Raw genomic sequence first — 21,262 nt, forward strand, 5'->3', positions numbered from 1 at the left:
GGACCTCAGGCGGCGACCGGGGTGACGGTCAGGCGGCGGACCTCGGGGACGGTCAGGACCGCGGCGCACGAGACCGCCATCGTCGCCGCGCCCAGCAGCAGCGGGACCGTGGTGCCCACCTGTCCGGAGAGCAGGCCGGCCAGGGTGAAGCCGAGCGGCAGGGTGACCAGGGAACCGAACCAGTCGTAAGCGCTGACCCGGGACAGCACCGGGGTGGGCACGTTGGCCTGCAGGACGGTCTCCCACAGGGTGCCGAAGACGCCGATGCCGACGCCGGCCAGGAACCCGGTCGCCACGATCACCGCGAGGGGCGCCTGGAGGGCGAGGGCGATCGAGGCGGGCACGAACCACAGCATGCCGAGGGTGGCGATCACCATCGGCCGGCGCGGGGTGAACCGGACCATCAGCAGGCCGCCCGCGACCGAGCCGGCGCCGAAGCTGCCGAGGATGAAGCCCCAGCTCTGGGCGCCGCCGAGGTGGTCGGCGGCGATCTGCGGGCCGAGCACCAGGTAGGCGGGCACGGTGGTGAGGTGCACCAGCCCGAACTGCAGGACGACCGACCAGACCCAGCGCCGGGACCGGAACTCGATCCAGCCCTCCCGCAGGTCGGTGAGCAGGCCGGCGCGCCGGGGGCGGGGCGCCGGCACGTCGCGCGGGACGGCGAACAGGAACAGGGCGCTGATCACGTAGGTGGCGGCGTCGATGGCCAGGACGGTGGCCGGGCTGCTGAGGGCGACCAGGGTGCCGCCGAGGGCCGGGCCGCCGAGGCTGGCGAACGAGCGGCCGAAGCCGAGCAGGGCGTTGGCGCGCTGCAGGCCGGCCTTCTCGGTCAGTGACGGGACGAGGCCGACCAGGGCGGGGCGGAAGAAGGCGTTGCCGAGGCCGTCGACGGCGGCGAAGAGCATCAGCACGCCCAGCGGCACGTCGCCGGTGAACAGCCAGACGGCCAGGATCGCCTGGCTGCCGCCGCGGGCGGCGTCGGTGATCAGCATGACGGTGCGGCGCGGCAGTCGGTCCGCGAGCACGCCGGCGACCAGCACGAACGCGATGGTCGGGACGCGGGCGGCGGCCAGCACCAGGCCGATCCCGGCGGCGCCGTGGCCGCTGGACAGGACCGCGAAGGCCAGCGCGACGGTCGTCATCTGGGAGCCGAGCAGGGAGGTGTAGAAACCGGCCAGCAGGTTGCGCATCGGGCGGCTGATCGGTGGCTGACTCCCCATGCATGGAGTGTGCCATAGATAACTACCGCTTCGTCAGGTTAGTCCCTTGTGTCCGCGACGAACATCGCCACCTCGCCGCTGCGTCCGGTGTGGAACGTGCGTAACCGCAGGCCGGAGCCCTCGATCAGGGCGGTGACCGCCGCCCGGTCCAGGAACAGCTGCCGGTAGAGCAGCAGCAGGTCGCCGGTGTGCAGTGCGACGACCCGGCGGCCGTGGGCGCCGTCGAGGTGCAGGGTGATCGGGCGGTTCAGGCGGGCGCCGCTCCAGACCTCGCGGCGGGCCGGGTCGAAGCCGCGCTCCGGTTCGTACCAGCCGGGGTCGAGGTTGAGCAGGTCGAGGCCGAGCCGGTGGATCGGCGGCAGGGCCGGCGCGGGTTGCGACGGCGGGAACGGGGCGCGGCCGGTGGTGTCCAGCCGGGTGGTGATCACGACCAGGTCGCCCGGGTTCCGGGTCGCGGCGAGGTCGCGCAGCAGGGCTCCGGGGTCGGCGAGGTTGAACAGGGTGCCGCCGGCCAGCAGGACGATCCGGGCGGCGTGCGGCCCGGCGTCGCGGAAGTCGCCGACGGTGAACGCCAGCCGGGCGGCCCGGGCGGGGAAGGCGGCGGTGAGGCGGGCGCCGGCCAGGGTGAGCATCTCCGGGCTGATGTCGACGGCCCGGTAGCCGCCGAACCGGCCGGCCGCGATCAGGCCGGCGAGCAGTCCCTCGGCGGCGCTGCCGGTGCCGGGCCCGAGGTCGAGCACGTCGACCGGGCCGGGCCGGGCCAGGTCGGCCAGTTCGGCGGCGTGGTCGGACAGCAGCAGGTCGCTGGCCCGGAGCAGGGCGGACTGCACCGCGGTGGCGGCCCGCCACAGTTCGGCGCCGCTGCCGAGGTACGTCAGTTCCTGGGGGAACTCGCGCCGTAGCGCCAGGGAGTCCGCCACGACGTCCGCCTGCGCCCGCGTGTAGGTCCACAGGAAGCGCTGGTGGGGCGTGACGACACGGACATCGATGCCGGTCACTCGCAAGATGGTAGAGGACCGGCATCGACGACAGCGACTAGGCCGACCATTCCTTCGCGAGCAGCTCGTACGAGCGGACCCGGTCGGCGTGGTCGTGGGCGATCGTGGTGATCAGCAGCTCGTCGGCGCCGGTGACCCGCTGCAGGGTGTTCAGCTTCTCGACCACGGTCTGCGGCGAGCCGACGAACTGGGTGTCGACCCGGTCGGCGACGATCGCCCGGTCCTGGTCGGTCCAGGCGAACGCCTCGGCCTCCTCGATGCTCGGGAACGGGACGGCGCCGAGACCGGTGCGGATGCTGCGGACCCAGACCGGGAACGGCTTGGCCACGTGCCGGGCGGTGGCGTCGTCCTCGGCCACCAGCACGTCCGCCGACACCATCACCCGAGGTTCCTTCAGTGCCGCGGACGGCACGAACGACTCCCGGTACGCCTGCACGGCTTCCAGGACCTTCGCCGGGGCGACGTGGTAGTTGGCGGCGAACGGCAGCCCGCGTGCGCCGGCGGTGCGGGCACTCTCCCCGCCGGAGCTGCCGAGCAGCCACACCTCCAGGTCGGCGCCGGCGCCCGGGGTGGCGATCACCTCGTTGCCCTCGTCGTCGGTGACCGGGCCGGCCAGCAGCGCCTCGATCTGGTCGAGGGCCTCGGTCAGCCCGAGCGGCTGCGCGCCCGGCTGGGTGAGGAAGCTGCCGGCCAGCTGGCTGCGCTTGGAGGCGAAGATCGGCGCCCAGTCGAAATGCTTCGGGATCAGCAGGCCGTCGACGACCCGTTCCCCCTGCGGCGGCGGAGGCGCCTGCCCGGTCTTGGACACGCGGGCCTGCCCGGAGCGGCCCAGCCCGAGGTCGAACCGCCCCGGGTAGAGGGCGTCGAGCAGCCCGAACTGCTCCACGATCGACAGGCCGGTGAGGAAACCGGTCTGCACCGCGCCGGAGCCGAGGCGGATGTGGCCGGTGACAGCGGCGATCTGGCCGAGCAGCAGCGCCGGCTGCGAGCTGGCCACCCCTGGGGTGAAGTGGTGCTCGGCCACCCAGTAGCGGTGATAGCCGAACTGCTCGGCCCGGCGGGCCAGGTCGAGGGTGCGGCGCAGGGCGTCCGGCACGTCACCGCCGGAGACGAGCGGGGCGAGATCGAGGATCGACAGGGGTACGGGCATGGTTCTACCGCCCTTTCAGGTGGCTGAGTGCGGGCGCGATGTCGCCGGCGAACAGTTCGAGGCTGGCCCGCTGCTGTTTCTCGGTGAGGCCTTCGGTGTCGGCGCTGAGGTGGGTGATCTCGTGGCCGAACCGCTCGTGGTAGCGGTGCACCTTGTCGATGATCTGCTGCGGGCTGCCGACCAGGATCGAGCTGCGTTCGACGGCGTCCTCGACGGTCGGGAAGACCGGCTCGACCCCGACCTTGCGGAACGCGTCGAGCCGCGCCTCGTAGACGGGGCGATAGACGTCAAGGGCCTCCTGCGACGTACGGGCGGCGTAGAACCCGGCACTGCCCGCCCCGATCCGGATCGCCGCCGGATCATGACCGTGGAAGGCCCAGCGTTCCCGGTAGTAGTCGATCAGTTCGGCGTACGGTTCGATCGGGTTGGTGACGTTGGCGGAGAAGAGCGGGTCGCCGTAGGAGGCGGCGAGGTCCACCGACGCCTTGCTGGTGGCGCTGCCGTGCCAGACGGTGATCGGGTTCTGCAGCGGCCGGGGCCAGGTCTCGGCGTCGGTCAGCGACGGCCGGTACTTGCCCTGCCAGGTGACCTTCTCCTCCCGCCACAACCGGCGGAACAGGTCGTAGCTCTCCCGCAGCCGGTCCCACTGGTCGTCGACGGTCACGTGGAACAACTGCGCCTGGGCGGCCCCGTTGCCCTTGCCGATCATCAGCTCGAGGCGCCCGCCGGAGAGGTTGTCCAGCGTCGCGTAGTCCTCGAACGCACGGACCGGGTCCAGCAGGCTGAGCGTGGTCACCCCGGTGAACAGCTTGATCGTCGACGTCTTCGCGGCGATGTGGCTGAGCACCACCGGCGGCGACGAGGACAGGAACGGCCGCTCGTGCCGCTCCCCCACCGCGAACCCGTGGAAGCCGAGCTCCTCGCCGAGGACCGCGGCGTCGACGACCTCCCGCAGCCGCTGCTCGGGGGTCTTCGACCGGTCGATGTACGTGATCAGGCTGAGCAGCAGGAACTTCACGACAGGCCCAGGTTCTGCCGCAGGGTGGCGCCGGAATACTCGGTCCGGAACACGCCGCGTTCCTGCAGCAGCGGGACCACCTGGTCCACGAAGTCGTCCAGCCCGGCCGGGGTCAGGTGCGAGACCAGGATGAACCCGTCGCACGCGTCGGTCTGCACGTATTCGTTCAGCTGCTCGGCGACCCGGTCGGCGGTGCCGATGAAGTTCTGCCGCCCGGTGACCTCGATGATCAGGTCACGGATCGAGAGGTTCTTCGCCTCGGCCCGGGCCCGCCACTCGTTGGCGGTTTTGATCCGGTCCGGGTACATGCCGGCCCGGCCCTTGATGATGGTGTCGTCCTCGTCCAGCACCGGGTCGATCGCCGGCAGCGGGCCCTCGGCGTCGTAGCCGGACAGATCGGTGTTCCACAGCTGTTCCAGCAGCAGGATCGCGGTCTGCGGGCTGACCTGCTGACGCCGGATGTGGTGGGCCTTCTCCTGAGCGTCGGCGTCACTGTCGCCGAGCACGTAGGACACCCCCGGAATGATCTTCAGGTCGTTCTCGGCCCGGCTGTACTTCGCCAGGCGGTCCTTGACGTCGCGGTAGAAGATCCGGGCGTCGTCGATCTGGTGGTGCCGGGAGAAGATCGCGTCGGAGTGCTGAGCGGCCAGTTCCCGGCCGGCGTCGGAGTCACCGGCCTGCAGGATCACCGGGTGGCCCTGCGGGCTGCGCGGGACACCGAAGCGGCCCTTGATGTCGAACTGGCTGTTCCGGATCGCGAAGTCGCCGCCGTCGGTGTCCCACAGGGCGCGGGCGGTCCGGATGAACTCGGCGGCGCGCACGTACCGGTCGGCGTGGTCCAGGAAACCGCCGCGCCGGAAGTTCTCGCCGAAGAACGCGCCCGGCGAGGTGACCACGTTCCACGCGGCCCGGCCGTTCGACAGGTGGTCCAGGGTGGCCAGCTGGCGGGCCAGTTCGTAGGGCTCGTGCCAGGTGGCGTTCAGGGTTCCGGCCAGACCCAGGTGGGTGGTGACCGCGGCCAGGGCGGTCAGCACGGTCAGGGTGTCCGGGCGGCCGACGACGTCCAGGTCGTGGATCAGGCCGCGCTGTTCCCGCAGGCGCAGGCCCTCGGCGAGGAAGAAGAAGTCGAACAGGCCGCGTTCGGCGGTCTTCGCGAGGTACTCGAAGGAGTCGAAGTCGATCTGGCTGCCGGCCCGTGGGTCGCTCCAGACGGTGGTGTTGTTCACGCCGGGGAAGTGCGCGGCGAGGATGATCTGCTTAGGCAACGGACGCCTCCCGGGCGTAGCGGTTCACGGCGACGGGCAGGCCGAGCCGTGCCCGGAGGGTCTTCTGAGCGGATGGTTGGAAGAGCCCACGCCGTTGCAGCTCCACCACCAGATCCGAGATATCGGGAACTTCGGATACCCGCACACCGTCCACACCGGAAATCTCCGACCATGTCTGAATCTGATCGGCGGACGCTCCCGGAAGGTCGACGAAGACCTTCCGGCCCGGTTCGATCCGGCGGACGGCATCCGGATCGGGCTCCACGAAGAGGAGATCGGCATCCACCTCATCGGCGGCGAGGGCGGCGACGACCGGCTGTCCCTGCGGCGACCTAGGCACGATCGACGGCCCCTTGACCGCGAAGTGCTCCCCCACGAAGTCGATGTAATGGAGTTTCGAACGGTCGATGAACCGCCCGGTGGCGACGTCCTTGATGATCGCGTCGTCCTCCCAGCTGTCCCAGAGCCGCCGCACCACCTCGACGGCGTCGTTCGCCTCGGCGATCAGTTCGGCGGGTTTCACCACACCCCGCCGCCCGAGCAGGTCCGCCTCAGCCGGATCGGTGGACACCCGCACCTGCCAGCCGGCCCGCCCCTTGCTGATGTGGTCGAGGGTGGCCAGAGCGGTCGACAGGTGGAACGGCTCGGTGTGCGTGGTGGTGGCCACCGGCACCAGGCCGACATGCCGGGTGACCGGGGCGACCAGGGCGGCGACCTGCACGGCGTCCGGCCCGTGCCGCCCGAACGCGTCGTCGAACGTGGCCAGGTCCAGCCCCAGGTCGTCGGCCTGCCGGACCTGGTCGATCCAGTGCCGGGAGTCGAACGAGCCGCCGGTCAGGGCGACCGCGAGACGCAACGTCATGACGTGACCTCCAATGTGGGCACCGCGTCCAGCAGTGCCCGGGTGTACTCGTGGCCGGCGTGGTCGAAGACGGCGCGGACCGGGCCCTGTTCGACGACGCGGCCGTCGTGCATGACCAGGACCCGGTCGGCGATGTCGCGGATCACGCCGAGGTCGTGGGAGATGAAGAGCAGGGCGGTGCCGTCGTCCTCGCGGATCCTGGCGAGCAGGTCGAGGACCTGGGCCTGCACCGACACGTCGAGGGCGGAGACCGGTTCGTCGCAGATGATCAGGCTGGGCCGGGGTGCGATGGCGCGGGCGATCGCGACCCGCTGACGCTGGCCGCCGGACAGCTGCCGCGGGTAGCGGTCCAAGTATTCCGGGCCGAGCCCGACCCGGTCCAGGATCGGTTCCGGGTCGGCGCCCTTGGGCAGGGCCTCGCCGACGATGCGGCGCACGGTCCAGCGCGGATCGAAAGCGGACAGCGGGTCCTGGGCGATCAGCTGCAGCCGCCGCCGGATCGGGCGCCGGGCCCGCTCCGGGATGCCGCTGAACTCACTTCCTTCGAAACGGACGTGCCCGGACGTCGGGTCGGTGAGCCCGAACAGCAGCTGGGCGACCGTCGACTTGCCGGATCCGGATTCGCCGACCAGGCCGACGATCTCGCCGCGCCGGACGGTGAGACCGAAATCCTTGACGACGGTGCGGTCGCCGTACACCTTGCGCAGCGCGGTGGCCTCGGCCACGATCTCGCCGGGCTCGGCGGTGTTCTCCCGGCGGCGGCCGGTCGCGGCGGCGATCAATTGCCTGGTGTACGGGTGACCCGCCCCGGCCAGAATCGTGCGCGTGTCCCCGGACTCGACGATCCGGCCGTCCTTCATCACCAGCACCCGGTCGGCGAGTTTCGACACCACCGCCAGGTCGTGGCTGATCAGCAGCAGGGTCTCGCCGGTGGCGCGGCGTTCGGCGAGCAGGGTGAGGATCTGGGCCTGGACGGTGGCGTCCAGGGCGGTGGTGGGTTCGTCGGCGATCAGCAGTTTCGGGCCGCCGGCGAGGGCCGAGGCGATCAGGGCGCGCTGCCGCAGCCCGCCGGAGAGCTGGTGCGGGTACTGCCGGGCCCGCCGTTCGGGTTCCGGCACGTGCACGGCGTCGAGCAGGTCGTGTACCCGGCGGGGCCGGTCCCGGCGGTCGCCGATGTCGTGGGTCCGCAGCACCTCGGTGATCTCGGCGCCGACGGTGCGCATCGGGTCGAGCGAGACCAGGGCGTCCTGCAGGATCAGCCCGGCGTACCGGCCGCGCAGCCGCCGCCAGTCGCGGGCGGCGAACCGGCTGACGTCGCGGCCGTCGACGGTGAACGTGTCGGCTTCGACGTGCGCTTGCGGACCGGCCAGTCCGACCAGGCTGCGGGCGGTGACGCTCTTGCCGGAGCCGCTCTCGCCGACCAGGGCGACACATTCGCCCTCCCGGATGTCGAAGCTGACCCCGCGGACCGCTTCCACCGATTTCTGCCCGAGGCGGAAGGTGACCCGCAGGTTCTGGACTTCGATCACTGGTGCCGCCCTTCGAACCGGCCCTGGAGATGACGGCCGATCACGGTGAGAGAGATGACGGTGGCGGTCACGGCGGCTCCCGGGAGCACCGATGCCCACCAGGCGATGTGCAGGTAGCCGCGGCCCTCGGAGAGCATCGCGCCCCACTCCGGGGACGGCGGCTGCGGCCCGAGGCCGAGGAAACTGAGGCCGGCCGCGATCAGGACGGCCTCGCCGAGCCCGATCATCGCCAGGACCGGGATCGGGCCGAGCACGTTGGGCAGCACGTGCCGCAGCACCAGGCGGGTGCGCGACGCTCCGAACGCGACGGCGTGGGTGACGTACGGCGCCTGCCGCACGACCAGGGTCTGGGCCCGCACCACCCGGGCGTAGTGCGGCAGGGTGGCGATGCCGATCGCCACGATCAGGCTGGTGGTCCCGGTGCCGGCGATCGCGATGAACAGCAGGGCGAGCAGGACCAGCGGGAACGCGGCGAGCGCGTCGAAACCGCGGCTGAGGGCCTCGTCGGCGTACCGGTGGGTGAGCCCGGCGAGCAGCCCGAGCAGGATCCCGGCGCCGACGGCGATGACGGTGGCGGCGACCCCGATGCTCAGCGAGTGCCGGGCGCCGTGCACCACCCGGCCGAAGACGTCGCGGCCGAGCTGGTCGGTGCCGAACCAGTGCGCGGCCGACGGCGCCTGCAGGACGTGCAGCGGGTCGGCGGCGAGCGGGTCGCCGGCGAACAGGGCCGGCCAGGCCACCGCGGTGCCGACCAGGGCGAGCACGATCAGGGCGGCGGCGATGCCGGGGCGGGGCCGCCGCAGGGTCAGCCTTCGGCTCTCCGGCCGGGGCAGGGCTATGGTCATCGTGCTCAGCTCCTTCGCAGGCGCGGGTCGATGAGCAGGTAGGCCAGGTCGGCCAGGGTGTTGATGACGACGAACGCGGCGGCCGCGAGGACCACCACGGCGAGCACGACGGGCATGTCGCCGTTGCCGACCGCCTGCAGGGTGACCTGGCCCAGGCCGGGCCGACCGAAGACCTGCTCGATGATCACCGCGCCGCCGATCAGGACGCCGGTGAGCCAGCCGAGCAGGGTGACCGCCGGGATCAGCGCGTGCCGCAGGGCGTGCCGGATCAGGACCGCCCGTTCCGTCAGGCCGCGGGAGCGGGCGGTGACCGCGAACGGTTCGTCCAGGGCCCGGTCCAGGCCGTCGCGCAGCACCTGGGACAGCACCCCGGCGATCGGCAGGCCGAGGGTGACCGCCGGCAGCGCCAGCGCGGCCCAGCCCTGATCGCCTGCGACCGGGAACCAGCCGAGCCGGAACGAGAAGACGCTGAGCAGCACGATCCCGCTCAGGAACGGCGGGGTGGACACCAGCATCAGCTCGGCGGTGGAGCTGACCCGGCGCACCCACCGGTGCCGGGTGGTGACCGCCAGGACCAGGGCCAGGACCACCCCGATCACGGCGGCGGCCAGGGCCAGCTGGACGGTCGGCAGGATCTGCTCGCCGATCACCTCACCGACCGGGCGCTGCAGCAGGTAGGAGCGGCCCAGGTCGCCCCGGGCGGCGCGCAGCAGGTAGTCCAGGTACTGCACGATCGCGGGCCGGTCCAGGTTCCATTCGGCGATGATCTGGGCCCGGATCTGCGGGGTGTCGGCGCCGTCGCCGATGATGGCGTCGACGATGTCGCCGGGGGCGGCCAGCAGCGCGAGGTACGCCGCCGTGGCCGCCGCCCAGAGGACGACGACTCCGGCGGCGACCCGCCGGGCGACCGCCTTGATCACTTGCCGAGCCAGATGTCGTAGGCGCTGCCCGGGACACCGGCTGTCGGTTCGAACCCGGCACCGCCGACCTTCACACTGGCGGCGAGCTGGTCGGCCGGGGCGTAGAGCGGCAGCACCAGCGCCTGGTCGGTGATCACGAACTTCTGGACCTGCCGGTACGCCTCGGTCCGCTTCGCCTGGTCGCCGCTGGCCTGGCCCTGTTCGATGGCGGTGTCCAGCGCCGGGTCCTTCACCCCGATCCGGTTGATCGCGCCGCCGGAGTGCAGCAGCAGGCCGAGGGCGGCGCCGGCGTCGGTGTCGGCGCGGGAGTTGTCGAACACCTCGTAGGCGCCGTCGGCCAGGGCCTGGGTGGCGGTGCCCTGGTCGACCAGGGCCACGTTCAGGTCGATGCCGGCGCTCTGCTTGACCGCGGCCTGCACGGCCTGGGCGAGCACGTCCCGGCGGTCCCGGACGAACGGGGCGCTCTGCACCAGACGTACCGTCAATCGTCTGCCGTCCTTGACCCTGAACCCTTCGGCGTCCCGGGCGGTCCAGCCGGCCTCGTCCAACAACCGGTTGGCCTCGGCGGCATCGCCGCCGTAGGTCTTCTCCAGGGACTTGTCGTAGAACGGGCTGGTCGGCCCGATCACGCTCCACGCCCGGGTGGCGGTGCCCCGGTAGACGCCGTCGAGCACGGCGTCGACGTCGACGGCCTCGCGGAACGCCTGCCGCACCCGCAGGTCGTCGAAGGGCGCGTTGGCGCTGTTGAGGTAGTACGAGTACGCCGACCCGGAGTTGAGCCCCCGGGACAGGGTGAGCTGAGGGTTCGCGGTGATCAGGGCCTCGTCGGTGGCGGGCACGCCCTCGACGATCTGGACCTGGCCGGAGGTGAGCGCACCGACCCGCACCGACGACTCCTTCAGGAACCGGTAGGTGATGTCGTCCAGATAGGCCGGTCCCTGGTGTTTCGCGGTGGACGGCGCCCAGTTGTACCGCGGGTTCCGGACGAAGTGCACCTCCTGCCCGGCGGTGTAGCGGTCCAGCACGAACGGGCCGGTGCCGGCCAGCTCGGGGCCGCCGGCCTTGAGGTTCTTCGCCTCCTTCAGCGACTTCGGGGAGATCTGCGCGCCCTGCGGGGTGGAGAGGAAGTCCAGCAGCAGCACGTCCGGCTGCTTCAGGTGGAAGGCGACGGTGGCCGGGTCGACGACCTCGACCTTGTCCAGATAGCGCAGCTGGACGGCGAGCACGCCCGGGTTGTAGCCCTCGACGAGGAACTGGTCGATGTTGGCCTTGACCGCGGCGGCGTCGAACTTCTCGCCGTCACTGAACGTGACGTCGGTGCGCAGTTTGAACGTGTAGGTCTTCCCATCGGACGAGACGTCGTAACCGGTGGCGAGCCACGGCACGTAACCGCCCTGACCGTCGTGGGTCAGCAGCGCCTCGAAGGTGTTCCAGACCAGCAGGCGGGCCTTGGCCTGGGCGTACTGATGCGGGTTGAAGGTGATCGGTTCGGTTTCGACCGCCCAGGTCAGCGAGCCTCCGCTGACCGGCTGACCGGCGTCGGGCACTCCGGCCGCACCGGAGCTCGCAGGGGAACAGGCGGAGGTGAGGGCGAGAGCGAGAACGGTGATGACGACTGCCGGCCGGATACGGCGCATGAGTGGTTCCTCCTCTCCACCATTCCTATAGTTCCGATAGGAAATTGGCAAGAGGCTGAGATCCCGGACACGCCAAGTTCTCGATCAGCATCTGAACCATCCCGGCACGGTGTGCGTTCCCCATGACGTGCAGCCGACAGACCTCGCCGATCCGCAGCCGAACCCGGATTCCGGCAAACCTCCCGCCTCTTCCTCTTCGCCCGCTTCGTCGCCTTCGCCGTGTCCGGAGCCCGCGGCGCCGTCGTCGGAAAAGCCTTCGGCTGCGGACGAGCCTGCGACGGACGAGCCCGCGAAGCCGGAACCCGAGGTCACGCCCGAGGCCGATCCCGAGGTCGCCGAAAAAGAGGCCGCTCCCGAGGCTGTCGAGGCCGAGGCTGTCGCACCGGTTACCGCCGACGCCGGCGACGACACCAAGACCCCCGGCCGGGTACGGCGATTCCTGGACAAGCCGTGGGTGTCGCGCGGGCTGACCGTGTTCGCCGCCGTGGTGGTGCTCGGCGCCCTGCTCTACCCGAACGTGCTGCGCCGCCTCACCCTCGGCAGCTTCGCCCGCATCCCGATCGAAGCCGCCGTCCTGATCCTGGTGCTGGTGCTGCTCCCCCGCCGGCCCCGGATCGCGGTCGGCTCGATCGCCGGTGTCGCCCTCGGCTGGCTGCTGATCCAGAAGAGCCTCGACATGGGCTGGTTCAAGACCCTGGCCCGCCCGTTCGACGTGGTCCTGGACTGGGAACTGTTCGACGACACGTACAGCTTCATCCGCGACTCCTACGGGCAGCTCGGCGCGTATGCCGCGGCCGGGGGTGTGGTCTTCGGCGGCCTCGCCGCGATCGCCCTGATGGTGTGGGCGATCCTGCGGGTCGCCGACGTGATGGCCCGGCACCGCCGCCGCGCCGCCCTGACCGCCACCGGCATCGCCTCGGTGTGGATGCTCACCCTGGCCCTCGGCGTCCAGCTGGTCCCCGGTGTCCCGGTCGCCGCCCGCACCACCGCCACCTACGCCTGGGACCGCGCCTGGCAGGCCAAGAACGGCATCGCCAACGAGGCCGCGTTCGCCGGTGAGGTCAGCCAGGACCCGTTCGGCGACACCCCGCCGGACCAGCTGCTCAGCGCCCTCAAGGGCAAGGACGTCGTCTTCGCCTTCGTGGAGAGTTACGGCCGCAACGCCGTCGAGTCCCCCGAGTTCGTCGAGGGCACCGGCACGGTCCTGGCCGAGGGCGACGCCAAACTGAAGCAGGCCGGGTTCGGCGCCCGCAGCGGCTGGCTCACCTCACCCACCTTCGGCGGCAACAGCTGGCTGGCCCACTCCACCCTGCTGTCCGGGCTGTGGATCAACAACCAGTCCCGGTACCGGAACCTGACCGCCAGCGACCGGCTCACCGTCACCAGCGGCTTCAAGAAGGCCGGCTGGGACACCGTCAGCGTGATGCCCGGCGCCACCCGCGCCTGGCCGGAGGGCAAGTTCTACGGCTACAACCGGGTCTGGGACTCCCGCAACCTCGGCTACCAGGGCCCCAAGTTCAGCTGGGCGCAGATGCCCGACCAGTACACGCTGAAGAAGTTCACCGAACTCGAGTACGCCAAGCCGGGCCGCGACAACCTGTTCGTCGAGATCCCGCTGATCTCCAGCCACACCCCGTGGGCGCCGATCCCGTCGTTCTTCCCGGACTGGAACCAGGTCGGTGACGGCTCGATCTACCGCGAGATCGCCGACATGGGCGAGCAGAAGGCCGACGTCTGGGCCAGCACCGAGAGCGTCCGCACCGAGTACGGCCGGTCCATCCAGTACACCCTCACCACCCTGATCGACTGGGTGCAGAAGTACGGCAACGACGACCTGGTCCTGGTCTACCTCGGCGACCACCAGCCGTCCAGCGTCGTCTCCGGCGACAACGCCAGCCACGACGTGCCGATCACCCTGGTCGCCAAGGACCCGAAGGTGCTGGAGAAGATCGACTCCTGGGGCTGGGCCGACGGCCTCAAGCCCCAGGCCACCACCCCGGTCTGGCAGATGAACCAGTTCCGCGACAAGTTCCTCACCGCCTACGGCCCCGGCGAGCACTAGACGGCAACCCCTCCATACGCGGTGTGCGGCGCCGGTCCCGGTCACTCCAGGCGCCGCACACCGCCCTACGTCCCGGCCAGGTGCTCCCGCAGCCGCTCGTGGCGGAACTGGTACACCGCCCCGTTACGCCGCAGCACCCCGCGTCGCGCCGCCTCGGCCAGGAACGGCATCAGTCCCCACGGCAACCGGCCCCGCACCGCCAGCCACGCCCGCACCACCACGTACGTGAACCACGCCGACCCGGCGAAGAAGATCACCATCGACGTCACCGCGACCGTCCCGATCAGACCCAGCGCCACCGGGTACACCCAGGGCGGCACGTCATCGGGGAACAACCCGGTCCCCAGCGCGGCATCCACCACCGGCAGCGCCGCCGACAGCGCCCCCACCAGCAGCGGCGGCACCACCAGCGCCAGCCGGTCACTGCGCAACGACCGCTGCGGATCCCACAGGTCGTCGGCCGGCGCGGCCCGCGCGAACGCCGTACCCAACCCCACCAGCAGACCCGGCGGCAACCCGAACACCGTCACCACCACCAGGGCCACCCCCGCGATCAGCAACGGCGGCCGGCCCCGCAGATCCTCCATCACGTCCGGCGACCCCAGCATCAGCACCGCCGTGGACACCAGGAACGCCAGCGCCGGCTTGTTCGGCGGCGGCACCGGCGGCACCTCCACCTCCCGCCACCGGCGGCCCGCCCGCGCCAGCAGATACACCCCCCGCGCCGTGCCGGTCACGAACGTACGGCTGCCCCACACCGCCGCACCGGTCAGCACCAGCGTCAGCACCGTCACCACCACCCCGCCCAGCAACGGCACCAGCATCGGCAGCACCAGCGGCACGAACAACGCCGGCCCCGCCACCACCGACGTCACGAACGACCGCACCTGGAACCGCACCTGCCGCGGCACCACCGGAGCGGCGTCCACATCGGTACGGAACGCCGCCACCGCCATCGCCAGCACCAGCCCCTGGAACACCCAGAACCGGACCCCGGTGAACGGCAGGAACAGCACAGCCCACGGCACCGCCACCGCGACCGCGAACGCCAGCCGCGCCGCCGGCACCCGCCGCCCGTGCGCCCAGCCGATCCGCCACCACGCGAAATCCGCCGACCCCTGCCGCTCCAGCAGCCGCGCCAGCGAACCCAGCCACCGCGCCGACCGCCCGTCACCGGGATACAACGCCGGCAGGTAGGCCTCGAACAGGTGCCGCTCCAGGAACCCACCGGCCGCCAGCGCGATCATCTCTGCCGGATCGGTGGCCGGCTTGCGATAGACGGTCCGCGCCAGATAAGCCAGCAACGGATTCGACAGCACCCCCGCCAGAGCCCCGCCCGGATGCTCCTCCAGATGCCGCTGCACCACCGACCACCGGCCGGACTCCGGCTGCCCGCTCGGCAGATACCGGGCCGTCTGCCGCGCCGACAACGGATCCAGCTCCACGATCAGCGCCCGCATCAACGGCTCCCCGGTGGCCGCGACCGTCTCCTCGAACTCCCGCGCCCGGCCCAGCACCACGAACGGCAGATCCAGAAGCTCGTTGAGAGCCGTCACCGCCGCCGCCCGCTCCTCCACCGGCATCTCGTCGAACCCGTCCAGCACCGCCACCACACGACCGTCCTCGACCAGCCGCCGCGCCTGCCGGGCGGTGGCCCGCAACCCGTGCTGCCCGGCCAGGATCCGCCCCAGCCACCCGTCGAACCGCTCCTCCGACGCCCGCCACCCGGACAGATCCAGCAACACCGGCACCGGATCACCGGCCACCCGGTCCTCCAGCAGCGCACACATGAACAGCACCGCCGCCGACGTCTTCCCCGACCCCGGACCCCCGATCAACACCATCCGCCGGTACGGCAACCGCCGCCACGTCTGCGCCAGACCGGCCACCTCACCCCGCAACCGCAACCGGGTCGCCCGCCCCGCCCCCTGACCGGCCACCTCGTCGGCGGGCACCCCCACCGGCCGCCCGGTGACCCGCCACCGGATCGTCATCGCCGCCTTCCGCAGCTCCCGCCGATCCGCCTCCCGGGTCCAGTACCGGGCCAACTGCCGCGCCGGCACCTCCAGCGGATCGTCCACCGCCGCGGCCGCGCCCCCACCACCCCGATCGGTGAGCGCCGACACCGCCAGCAGCGACAACGGCAACCCGACCAGGGCGGCCAGCGCACTCAGCACACTGCCCATCTCGTCGGCCCGGCCGCGCACCTCCGCCGAGGCCCCCAGCAGCACCCCCACCACGACCAGAGACACCGCGACGGCCCCCGCCACCGCCCACCAGATCCGCGCCCGTGAATGCACGGCCCGATCCTCCCGCATCCGGACCACCCGGTCCGCCCCGCGGCCCGCTGCCCGGCCCGCCTGTCCCTACCCCGACCGTGGGGTCCGCAGCACCTGCCGCAGCGCTTCCAGGGCGTCCGGGTTCTCGATCGTCGCCGGCACCGGCTCCTCCCGGCCGTCGGCGATACCCCGCATGCTGCCGCGCAGGATCTTGCCGGACCGGGTCTTCGGCAGCGCCGCGACCACGTCCACCCGCCGCAACGCCGCCACCGCGCCGATCCGCTCCCGGACCCGGGCCACCAGTTCCGCCTCCACCGTGGCCGGCGCGATGTCCGCCCCGGCGCGCAGCACCACAAAACCGCGCGGCACCTGCCCTTTCAGCAGGTCACCGACCCCGATCACGGCACATTCGGCGACCGCCGGATGCGCGGACAGCACCTCCTCCATCGCCCCGGTCGACAGCCGGTGCCCGGCCACGTTGATCACGTCGTCGGTGCGGCCCAGCACGTACAGATAGCCGTCCTCGTCGAACCGGCCGCCGTCACCGGTCAGGTACGCGCCGGGGAACGCCGACAGGTACGACCGCACATACCGTTCGTCGTCGCGCCACAGCGACGGCAGGCAGCCCGGCGGCAGCGGCAGACCGATCACGATCGCCCCTTCCGTGCCGGCCGGAACGTCCGCGCCGTCCGGCCCGACCACCCGCACCCGATAGCCCGGCATCGGCACCGACGGCGAGCCCGCCCGCGTCGGCAGCTCCTCCAGCCCCCGCGGGCTCGCGGCGATCGGCCAGCCGGTCTCGGTCTGCCACCAGTTGTCGACGACCGGAACCCCGAGCAGATCATTCGCCCATTCGTACGTCCCCGGGTCCAGCCTCTCCCCCGCCAGGAACAGGGTCCGCAGACAATTCAGGTCCCGCCCGCGCAGCAGTTCGCCGTCCGGGTCCTCCTTGCGGATCGCCCGGATCGCGGTCGGTGCGGTGAACAACGCCGACACCCGATGCTCCTCGATCACCCGCCAGAACGCGCCGGCGTCCGGGGTGCCGACCGGTTTGCCCTCGTACAGGATCGTGGTGGCCCCGGCCAGCAGCGGCCCGTAGACGATGTACGAGTGCCCGACGACCCAGCCGACGTCGGACGCGGCCCAGAAGACCTCACCCGGCCGTACGCCGAAGATCTTCTCCATCGACCACCGTAGGGCGACCGCGTGCCCGCCGTTGTCGCGGACCACGCCTTTGGGCCGTCCGGTGGTGCCGGACGTGTACAGCAGATAGAGCGGATCGGTGGCCGCCACCGGCACACACTCCGCCGGTTCCGCGTCCCGCACCGCGTCCGCCCAGCTCAGGTCCCGGCCGGGCACCAGCTCGGCGGGGGCTTCGGGCCGCTGCAGGATCACACACCGGTCCACCACGTGCGCCGACTCGGCCAGGGCGGCCTCCAGCATCGGCTGGTAGGGCACCACCTTGCCGCCCTCGATCCCGCAGGAACTGGCGACCACCAGCCGGGGCTGCGCGTCGTCGATCCGGGCGGCCAGTTCCCGGGCCCCGAACCCGCCGAACACCACCGAATGCACGGCCCCCAGCCGGGCACACGCCAGCATCGCGACCACCGCCTCCGGAACCATCGCCATGTAGACGATCACCCGGTCGCCGCGCTCCACCCCCAGCCGGCGCAGGGCCCCCGCGAAGACGGCGACGTCGTCCCGGAGCTCCCGGTAGGACCACCGCCGGGTGACCCCGGTGACCGGGCTGTCGTGAATCAGCGCCGTCTGGTCTCCCCGCCCGGAACGAATGTGCCGGTCGAGCGCGTTGTGACAGGTGTTGAGGCCGGCCCCGGGAAACCACCGGAAAATCGGGGCGGTGCTGTCGTCGAGAATCCGGCTCGGCGGCTCCACCCACTCGATCCCACCGGCAGCATCCCGCCAGAAACCCTCCGGATCGTCGACGCTCCGCTGGTAGGCCTCACGATATGCACCCATGCCCCGACCCTGTGCCCCAGCTCACACCTTGTCCAGCATCCTAGGAGGCCAGCCCGAAGCCCTCTCCGGTGCTTGATCGGCGTCGGGCGCCCGAGTGTCGACGACGATGAGGTCGCCGGTCTCCATCGGATGGTCACGCAGCTTCGGCAGACACCAGCAGGAAGACGGCCGGTCGAGGAATCGGGGTCACATCGGACGATCACGCGGATCCAGTCGCGGGTCTGCTTCCGGGCGTCGCCCCACCCGGCCTCATCTCCCCGGAACAGGCTGCCCGGCATGCGATCAGAGTCGATGGATCACACGACGACCGTTCCAGACGCGGCACCCCGCAGGGCCACCGCACACGCCACGGCCAGGCACGAATCGAGGCGGCGAAGCCGGGACGGCACGGCAGCGGTGAGGCACATCGACACGGCACACGGCGGACCGGTCGCGGACGCGGTGGTCCGGGGCGTGGTTCCGGAGGGGAACGGGCGGTCCACGGTGGAACAACGGACCGGACCGTCCAGGTGTCGGACGGTCCGGTCCGATGGTCTCACGCTTGCGGGAACACTTGTTCCACCATCGCCAGAAGCGAGACGGTCAGCAAAGAATGGACCTGGTCCCGGGTGAGAACCCCGCGCTGAAGCCATTCCTGGGCAGTCCAGATCGCCAGTCCCACGTACGCCCTGGTCATCGCCCGTAACGCTGGTGTCGGATCGTCACTTCCGAGCGCTTGCAGCACACCCGACGCAGCATGATCTACTGCCTCGGCGATCACTTCGTGCACTTCCGCGTCGGCCATCCCGCCGGCACCGGTGGCCGCCAGCCAGGACGTGCTGTGCCGGGAAACGACGTCCAGGAACCAGTTCACTATCGAAGAGGCACGTTCGGACAGTTCGCCCTGCGGAAGCTGCGAAAGCGCCACATCGGGCACCGTCAACATGACCCGCACGACTTCCAGGTATAAATCCTTTTTCGTCCCGAAATAGTGGTTTACCAACCCTCGCGCCACTCCGGCGTCCCGCGCCACATCGGTCGTCGACACCTCGGCGTACGGTTTGGCACCGAACAGGCGGATCGCCACCGACAGGATCTGTTCGCGCCGGGCGTCCGGTTCCAGCCGCCGCCGGCGCACGGCCTGCACACTCACCCGGCCGACACTACGGCACATCGATCCATTCCCCGCCGAGATCGGCGTCACGTCGATGCGTTCAGCGCGGAAACAGATGGATGCCGCAGATTAATACCGACCTTGTTGACACATCGCCAATAGTGCTCGATGGTGGATCAATGCCGACGCCTGGACTGGACGGTTACGTCGAACCGTGGCGCAAGCCGGAACACGACGACCTCGCCGAACTGGCCCGTTCCTTCTTCACCAAGGAGGTGCTCCCGCACGCCGAGCGCCTGGAGCGCCAGGGCCACCCCGACCGCGAGCACTACCGCAGAGCCGGCGAGCTGGGCCTGCTGGGCCTCTCGATCCCCGAGGAGTACGGCGGAGGCGGCGGCGACTTCACCCACGAGGCCACCCTGCTGCACGAGCAGACCCTGTCCGGCGAGGGCAGCCTGGGCATCCCGGTACACAGCGGCATAGTCACCGGCTACCTCAACGAATACGGCACCGAGGAGCAGAAACAGCGCTGGCTACCCGGGCTGGTGAGCGGCGACCTGATCGGCGCGATCGGCATGACCGAGCCCGACGGCGGCTCGGACGTACAGGCCATCAGAACCAGGGCGATCCGGGACGGCGAGGACTATGTCGTCTCCGGTTCGAAAACGTTCATCAGCAACGGCTATCTGGCGGACCTGTTGGTCCTGGCGGTGAAGACCGACACGTCCGCACGAGCAAAGGGAATCTCCCTGCTGGTCTGCGAACTGAAAGACGGCGAACAGGGTTTCCGGCGAGGCCGGAAAATCGAGAAGATCGGCCTGCACTCCAACGACACGGCAGAACTGTTCTTCGACGATTTCCGGGTACCGGCCAAGAACCTGCTAGGCACCGAGGGCACCGGTTTCATCCAGATGATGCAACAGCTCCCCCAGGAACGCCTGGTGATCGCGGTAGGCGCGGTGGCAGCCATGCAAAGAGCACTGGAAATGGCCACCGCCTACGCAAAGGAAAGACAAGCTTTCGGCAAGCCCCTCATGGGCCACCAGAACACCAGAATGGTTCTGGCCGAGGTGGCGACCAGAACAAGGGTCTCCCGAATCTTCCTGGACGACTGCATCCAGAGACACGCCAGAGGCGAGCTGGACGTGACGACGGCAGCCATGGCCAAGCTCTACCTGACCGAGGGCCAGTGCGAGGTGGTGGACCGCTGCCTGCAGATCTTCGGCGGCTACGGATACACCACCGAATACCCTATTTCGAAAATGTACGCCGACGCCCGGGTCCAGAAGATCTACGGAGGCACCAACGAGATCATGAAGGAGCTGATCTCCCGTGCCCTCTGAAGGCCCCCTGGCGGGCATAAAGGTGGTGGAATTGGCCGGCTTGGCCCCCGCACCCTTCGGCTGCATGATCCTGGCCGACCTGGGCGCCGACGTGGTCCTGGTGGACCGCCCCGGCGGAACAGGACCGGTCGGTCCCCTGCAACGAGGCCGCCGCAGGGTGACCCTGGACCTGAAGAAGAACCCGGAGGAACTGCTGGCGCTGATCGCCGAAGCAGACGTCCTGGTGGAGGGCTACCGCCCGGGAGTAGCCGAGCGACTGGGTTTCGGCCCCGACGATTGCGAAAAGATCAACCCCCGATTGGTGTACGCCAGAATGACAGGCTGGGGCCAATCGGGCCCCCTGGCAAAAGCCGCCGGCCACGACATCGACTACATCGCGATTTCCGGAGCCCTGGAGCCGATCGGCCGCCCGGGAGAACGCCCCCACGCCCCCATCAACCTGCTGGGCGACTTCGCCGGCGGCGGAATGCTCCTGGCTGTAGGAGTCCTGGCAGCGCTACTGGAACGCACCACCTCAGGCCGAGGCCAGGTGGTGGACGCCGCAATGGTCGACGGCTCGTCCCTGCTGATGACTTTCCTGCACGGCTTCGCAGCCGACGGAAAATGGCCGGGCTCCCGAGGCGAGAACCTGCTCGACGGAGGCGCCCCGTTCTACGACACCTACGAGGCGTCCGACGGCCGTTTCCTGGCAGTAGGGGCCCTGGAGCCCCAGTTCTACGCAGCCCTGCTGAAGGGCTTGGCCCTGGACGACGATCCCACCCTGCCGGCCCAGTTCGACACAGCAGCGTGGCCAGAACTACGCCGACGTTTCGAAGACCGCTTCAAATCCAGGCCCAGAGACGAGTGGGCGGCGATCTTCGAACCCATGGACGCCTGCGTAACCCCCGTCCTGTCCCCCACAGAGGCCCCCACTCACCCACACAACCGGGCCAGAGAAGCGTTCATAGAGGTGGACGGGGTGACGCAGCCGGCTCCGGCGCCACGCTTCACCCGTACCAAAACAAATGAACCAAAACCCCTGCGACCCGCGACCGTGGCAGAAATCCTGACCACCTGGCAGTAGG

At 70.7% G+C, this 21,262-nt stretch carries 16 protein-coding genes; 3 read left to right on the forward strand and 13 right to left on the reverse strand.

Going from position 1 to position 21,262, the window contains the following annotated elements:
• Positions 1–5 precede the first annotated feature (5 nt).
• Genes Aco03nite_RS24335 through Aco03nite_RS24380 form a run of 10 tightly spaced genes read right to left on the reverse strand, consistent with a single transcriptional unit; the run spans position 6 to position 11,444 of the window.
• On the reverse strand, positions 6–1,220 hold the full coding sequence (locus Aco03nite_RS24335; protein WP_203798143.1) for an MFS transporter: 1,215 nt from the start codon (positions 1,218–1,220) through the stop codon (positions 6–8).
• 38 nt (positions 1,221–1,258) lie between these two features.
• Positions 1,259–2,218 carry an L-histidine N(alpha)-methyltransferase gene (locus Aco03nite_RS24340; protein WP_203798145.1) on the reverse strand — a complete coding sequence of 320 codons (960 nt, stop codon included), beginning with the start codon at positions 2,216–2,218 and terminating at the stop codon, positions 1,259–1,261.
• Positions 2,219–2,255: 37 nt separating this feature from the next.
• A complete protein-coding gene (locus Aco03nite_RS24345; RefSeq protein WP_203798147.1) occupies positions 2,256–3,368 on the reverse strand; it encodes an LLM class flavin-dependent oxidoreductase in 1,113 nt (370 codons plus the stop codon).
• A 4-nt stretch (positions 3,369–3,372) separates the two neighbouring features.
• Positions 3,373–4,386, reverse strand: a complete 1,014-nt coding sequence (locus tag Aco03nite_RS24350; RefSeq protein WP_203798148.1) for an LLM class flavin-dependent oxidoreductase — start codon at positions 4,384–4,386, stop codon at positions 3,373–3,375.
• Positions 4,383–5,651 carry an LLM class flavin-dependent oxidoreductase gene (locus Aco03nite_RS24355; protein ID WP_203798150.1) on the reverse strand — a complete coding sequence of 423 codons (1,269 nt, stop codon included), beginning with the start codon at positions 5,649–5,651 and terminating at the stop codon, positions 4,383–4,385. Before Aco03nite_RS24355 ends, Aco03nite_RS24350 begins: the two co-directional genes overlap by 4 nt.
• The gene (locus Aco03nite_RS24360) at positions 5,644–6,513 is read right to left on the reverse strand and encodes an LLM class flavin-dependent oxidoreductase (RefSeq protein WP_203798152.1); all 870 of its coding nucleotides are present in this window, start codon (positions 6,511–6,513) and stop codon (positions 5,644–5,646) included. The genes Aco03nite_RS24355 and Aco03nite_RS24360 overlap by 8 nt, the downstream gene beginning before the upstream one ends.
• On the reverse strand, positions 6,510–8,042 hold the full coding sequence (gene nikE, locus Aco03nite_RS24365; RefSeq protein ID WP_203798154.1) for a nickel ABC transporter ATP-binding protein NikE: 1,533 nt from the start codon (positions 8,040–8,042) through the stop codon (positions 6,510–6,512). Before nikE ends, Aco03nite_RS24360 begins: the two co-directional genes overlap by 4 nt.
• Positions 8,039–8,887 carry an ABC transporter permease gene (locus Aco03nite_RS24370; protein ID WP_203798156.1) on the reverse strand — a complete coding sequence of 283 codons (849 nt, stop codon included), beginning with the start codon at positions 8,885–8,887 and terminating at the stop codon, positions 8,039–8,041. Before Aco03nite_RS24370 ends, nikE begins: the two co-directional genes overlap by 4 nt.
• Positions 8,888–8,892: 5 nt before the next feature.
• A complete protein-coding gene (locus tag Aco03nite_RS24375) occupies positions 8,893–9,807 on the reverse strand; it encodes an ABC transporter permease (RefSeq protein ID WP_203798157.1) in 915 nt (304 codons plus the stop codon).
• Entirely contained in the window at positions 9,804–11,444 is a 1,641-nt protein-coding gene (locus tag Aco03nite_RS24380; RefSeq protein ID WP_203798159.1) for an ABC transporter substrate-binding protein, read from the reverse strand. Before Aco03nite_RS24380 ends, Aco03nite_RS24375 begins: the two co-directional genes overlap by 4 nt.
• 109 nt (positions 11,445–11,553) lie before the next feature.
• Between Aco03nite_RS24380 and Aco03nite_RS24385 the strand changes: the two genes are divergently transcribed.
• Complete coding sequence (locus Aco03nite_RS24385; RefSeq protein WP_239145386.1) at positions 11,554–13,506, forward strand: sulfatase-like hydrolase/transferase; 1,953 nt, start codon at positions 11,554–11,556, stop codon at positions 13,504–13,506.
• Between the two features lie 65 nt (positions 13,507–13,571).
• On the opposite strand, the gene Aco03nite_RS24390 is transcribed toward Aco03nite_RS24385, so the two are convergent.
• The 3 genes from Aco03nite_RS24390 to Aco03nite_RS24400 form a co-directional block, all read right to left on the reverse strand.
• Positions 13,572–15,806, reverse strand: a complete 2,235-nt coding sequence (locus Aco03nite_RS24390; RefSeq protein WP_203798161.1) for an NACHT domain-containing protein — start codon at positions 15,804–15,806, stop codon at positions 13,572–13,574.
• Between the two features lie 66 nt (positions 15,807–15,872).
• Positions 15,873–17,762 (reverse strand): propionyl-CoA synthetase, encoded by a 1,890-nt coding sequence (locus Aco03nite_RS24395; protein ID WP_203798162.1) that lies wholly within the window; start codon positions 17,760–17,762, stop codon positions 15,873–15,875.
• A gap of 535 nt (positions 17,763–18,297) precedes the next feature.
• Complete coding sequence (locus Aco03nite_RS24400; RefSeq protein ID WP_203798164.1) at positions 18,298–18,894, reverse strand: TetR/AcrR family transcriptional regulator; 597 nt, start codon at positions 18,892–18,894, stop codon at positions 18,298–18,300.
• Between the two features lie 140 nt (positions 18,895–19,034).
• Between Aco03nite_RS24400 and Aco03nite_RS24405 the strand changes: the two genes are divergently transcribed.
• Together Aco03nite_RS24405 and Aco03nite_RS24410 are read left to right on the forward strand one after the other, a co-directional pair.
• Positions 19,035–20,198: an acyl-CoA dehydrogenase family protein gene (locus Aco03nite_RS24405; protein ID WP_203798166.1), complete on the forward strand. Its 1,164-nt coding sequence runs from the start codon at positions 19,035–19,037 to the stop codon at positions 20,196–20,198.
• A complete protein-coding gene (locus Aco03nite_RS24410) occupies positions 20,188–21,261 on the forward strand; it encodes a CaiB/BaiF CoA transferase family protein (RefSeq protein WP_275415891.1) in 1,074 nt (357 codons plus the stop codon). The genes Aco03nite_RS24405 and Aco03nite_RS24410 overlap by 11 nt, the downstream gene beginning before the upstream one ends.
• The last annotated feature ends 1 nt before the right edge of the window (position 21,262 follow it).

Source organism: Actinoplanes couchii (assembly GCF_016862075.1).
Lineage (GTDB): Bacteria > Actinomycetota > Actinomycetes > Mycobacteriales > Micromonosporaceae > Actinoplanes > Actinoplanes couchii.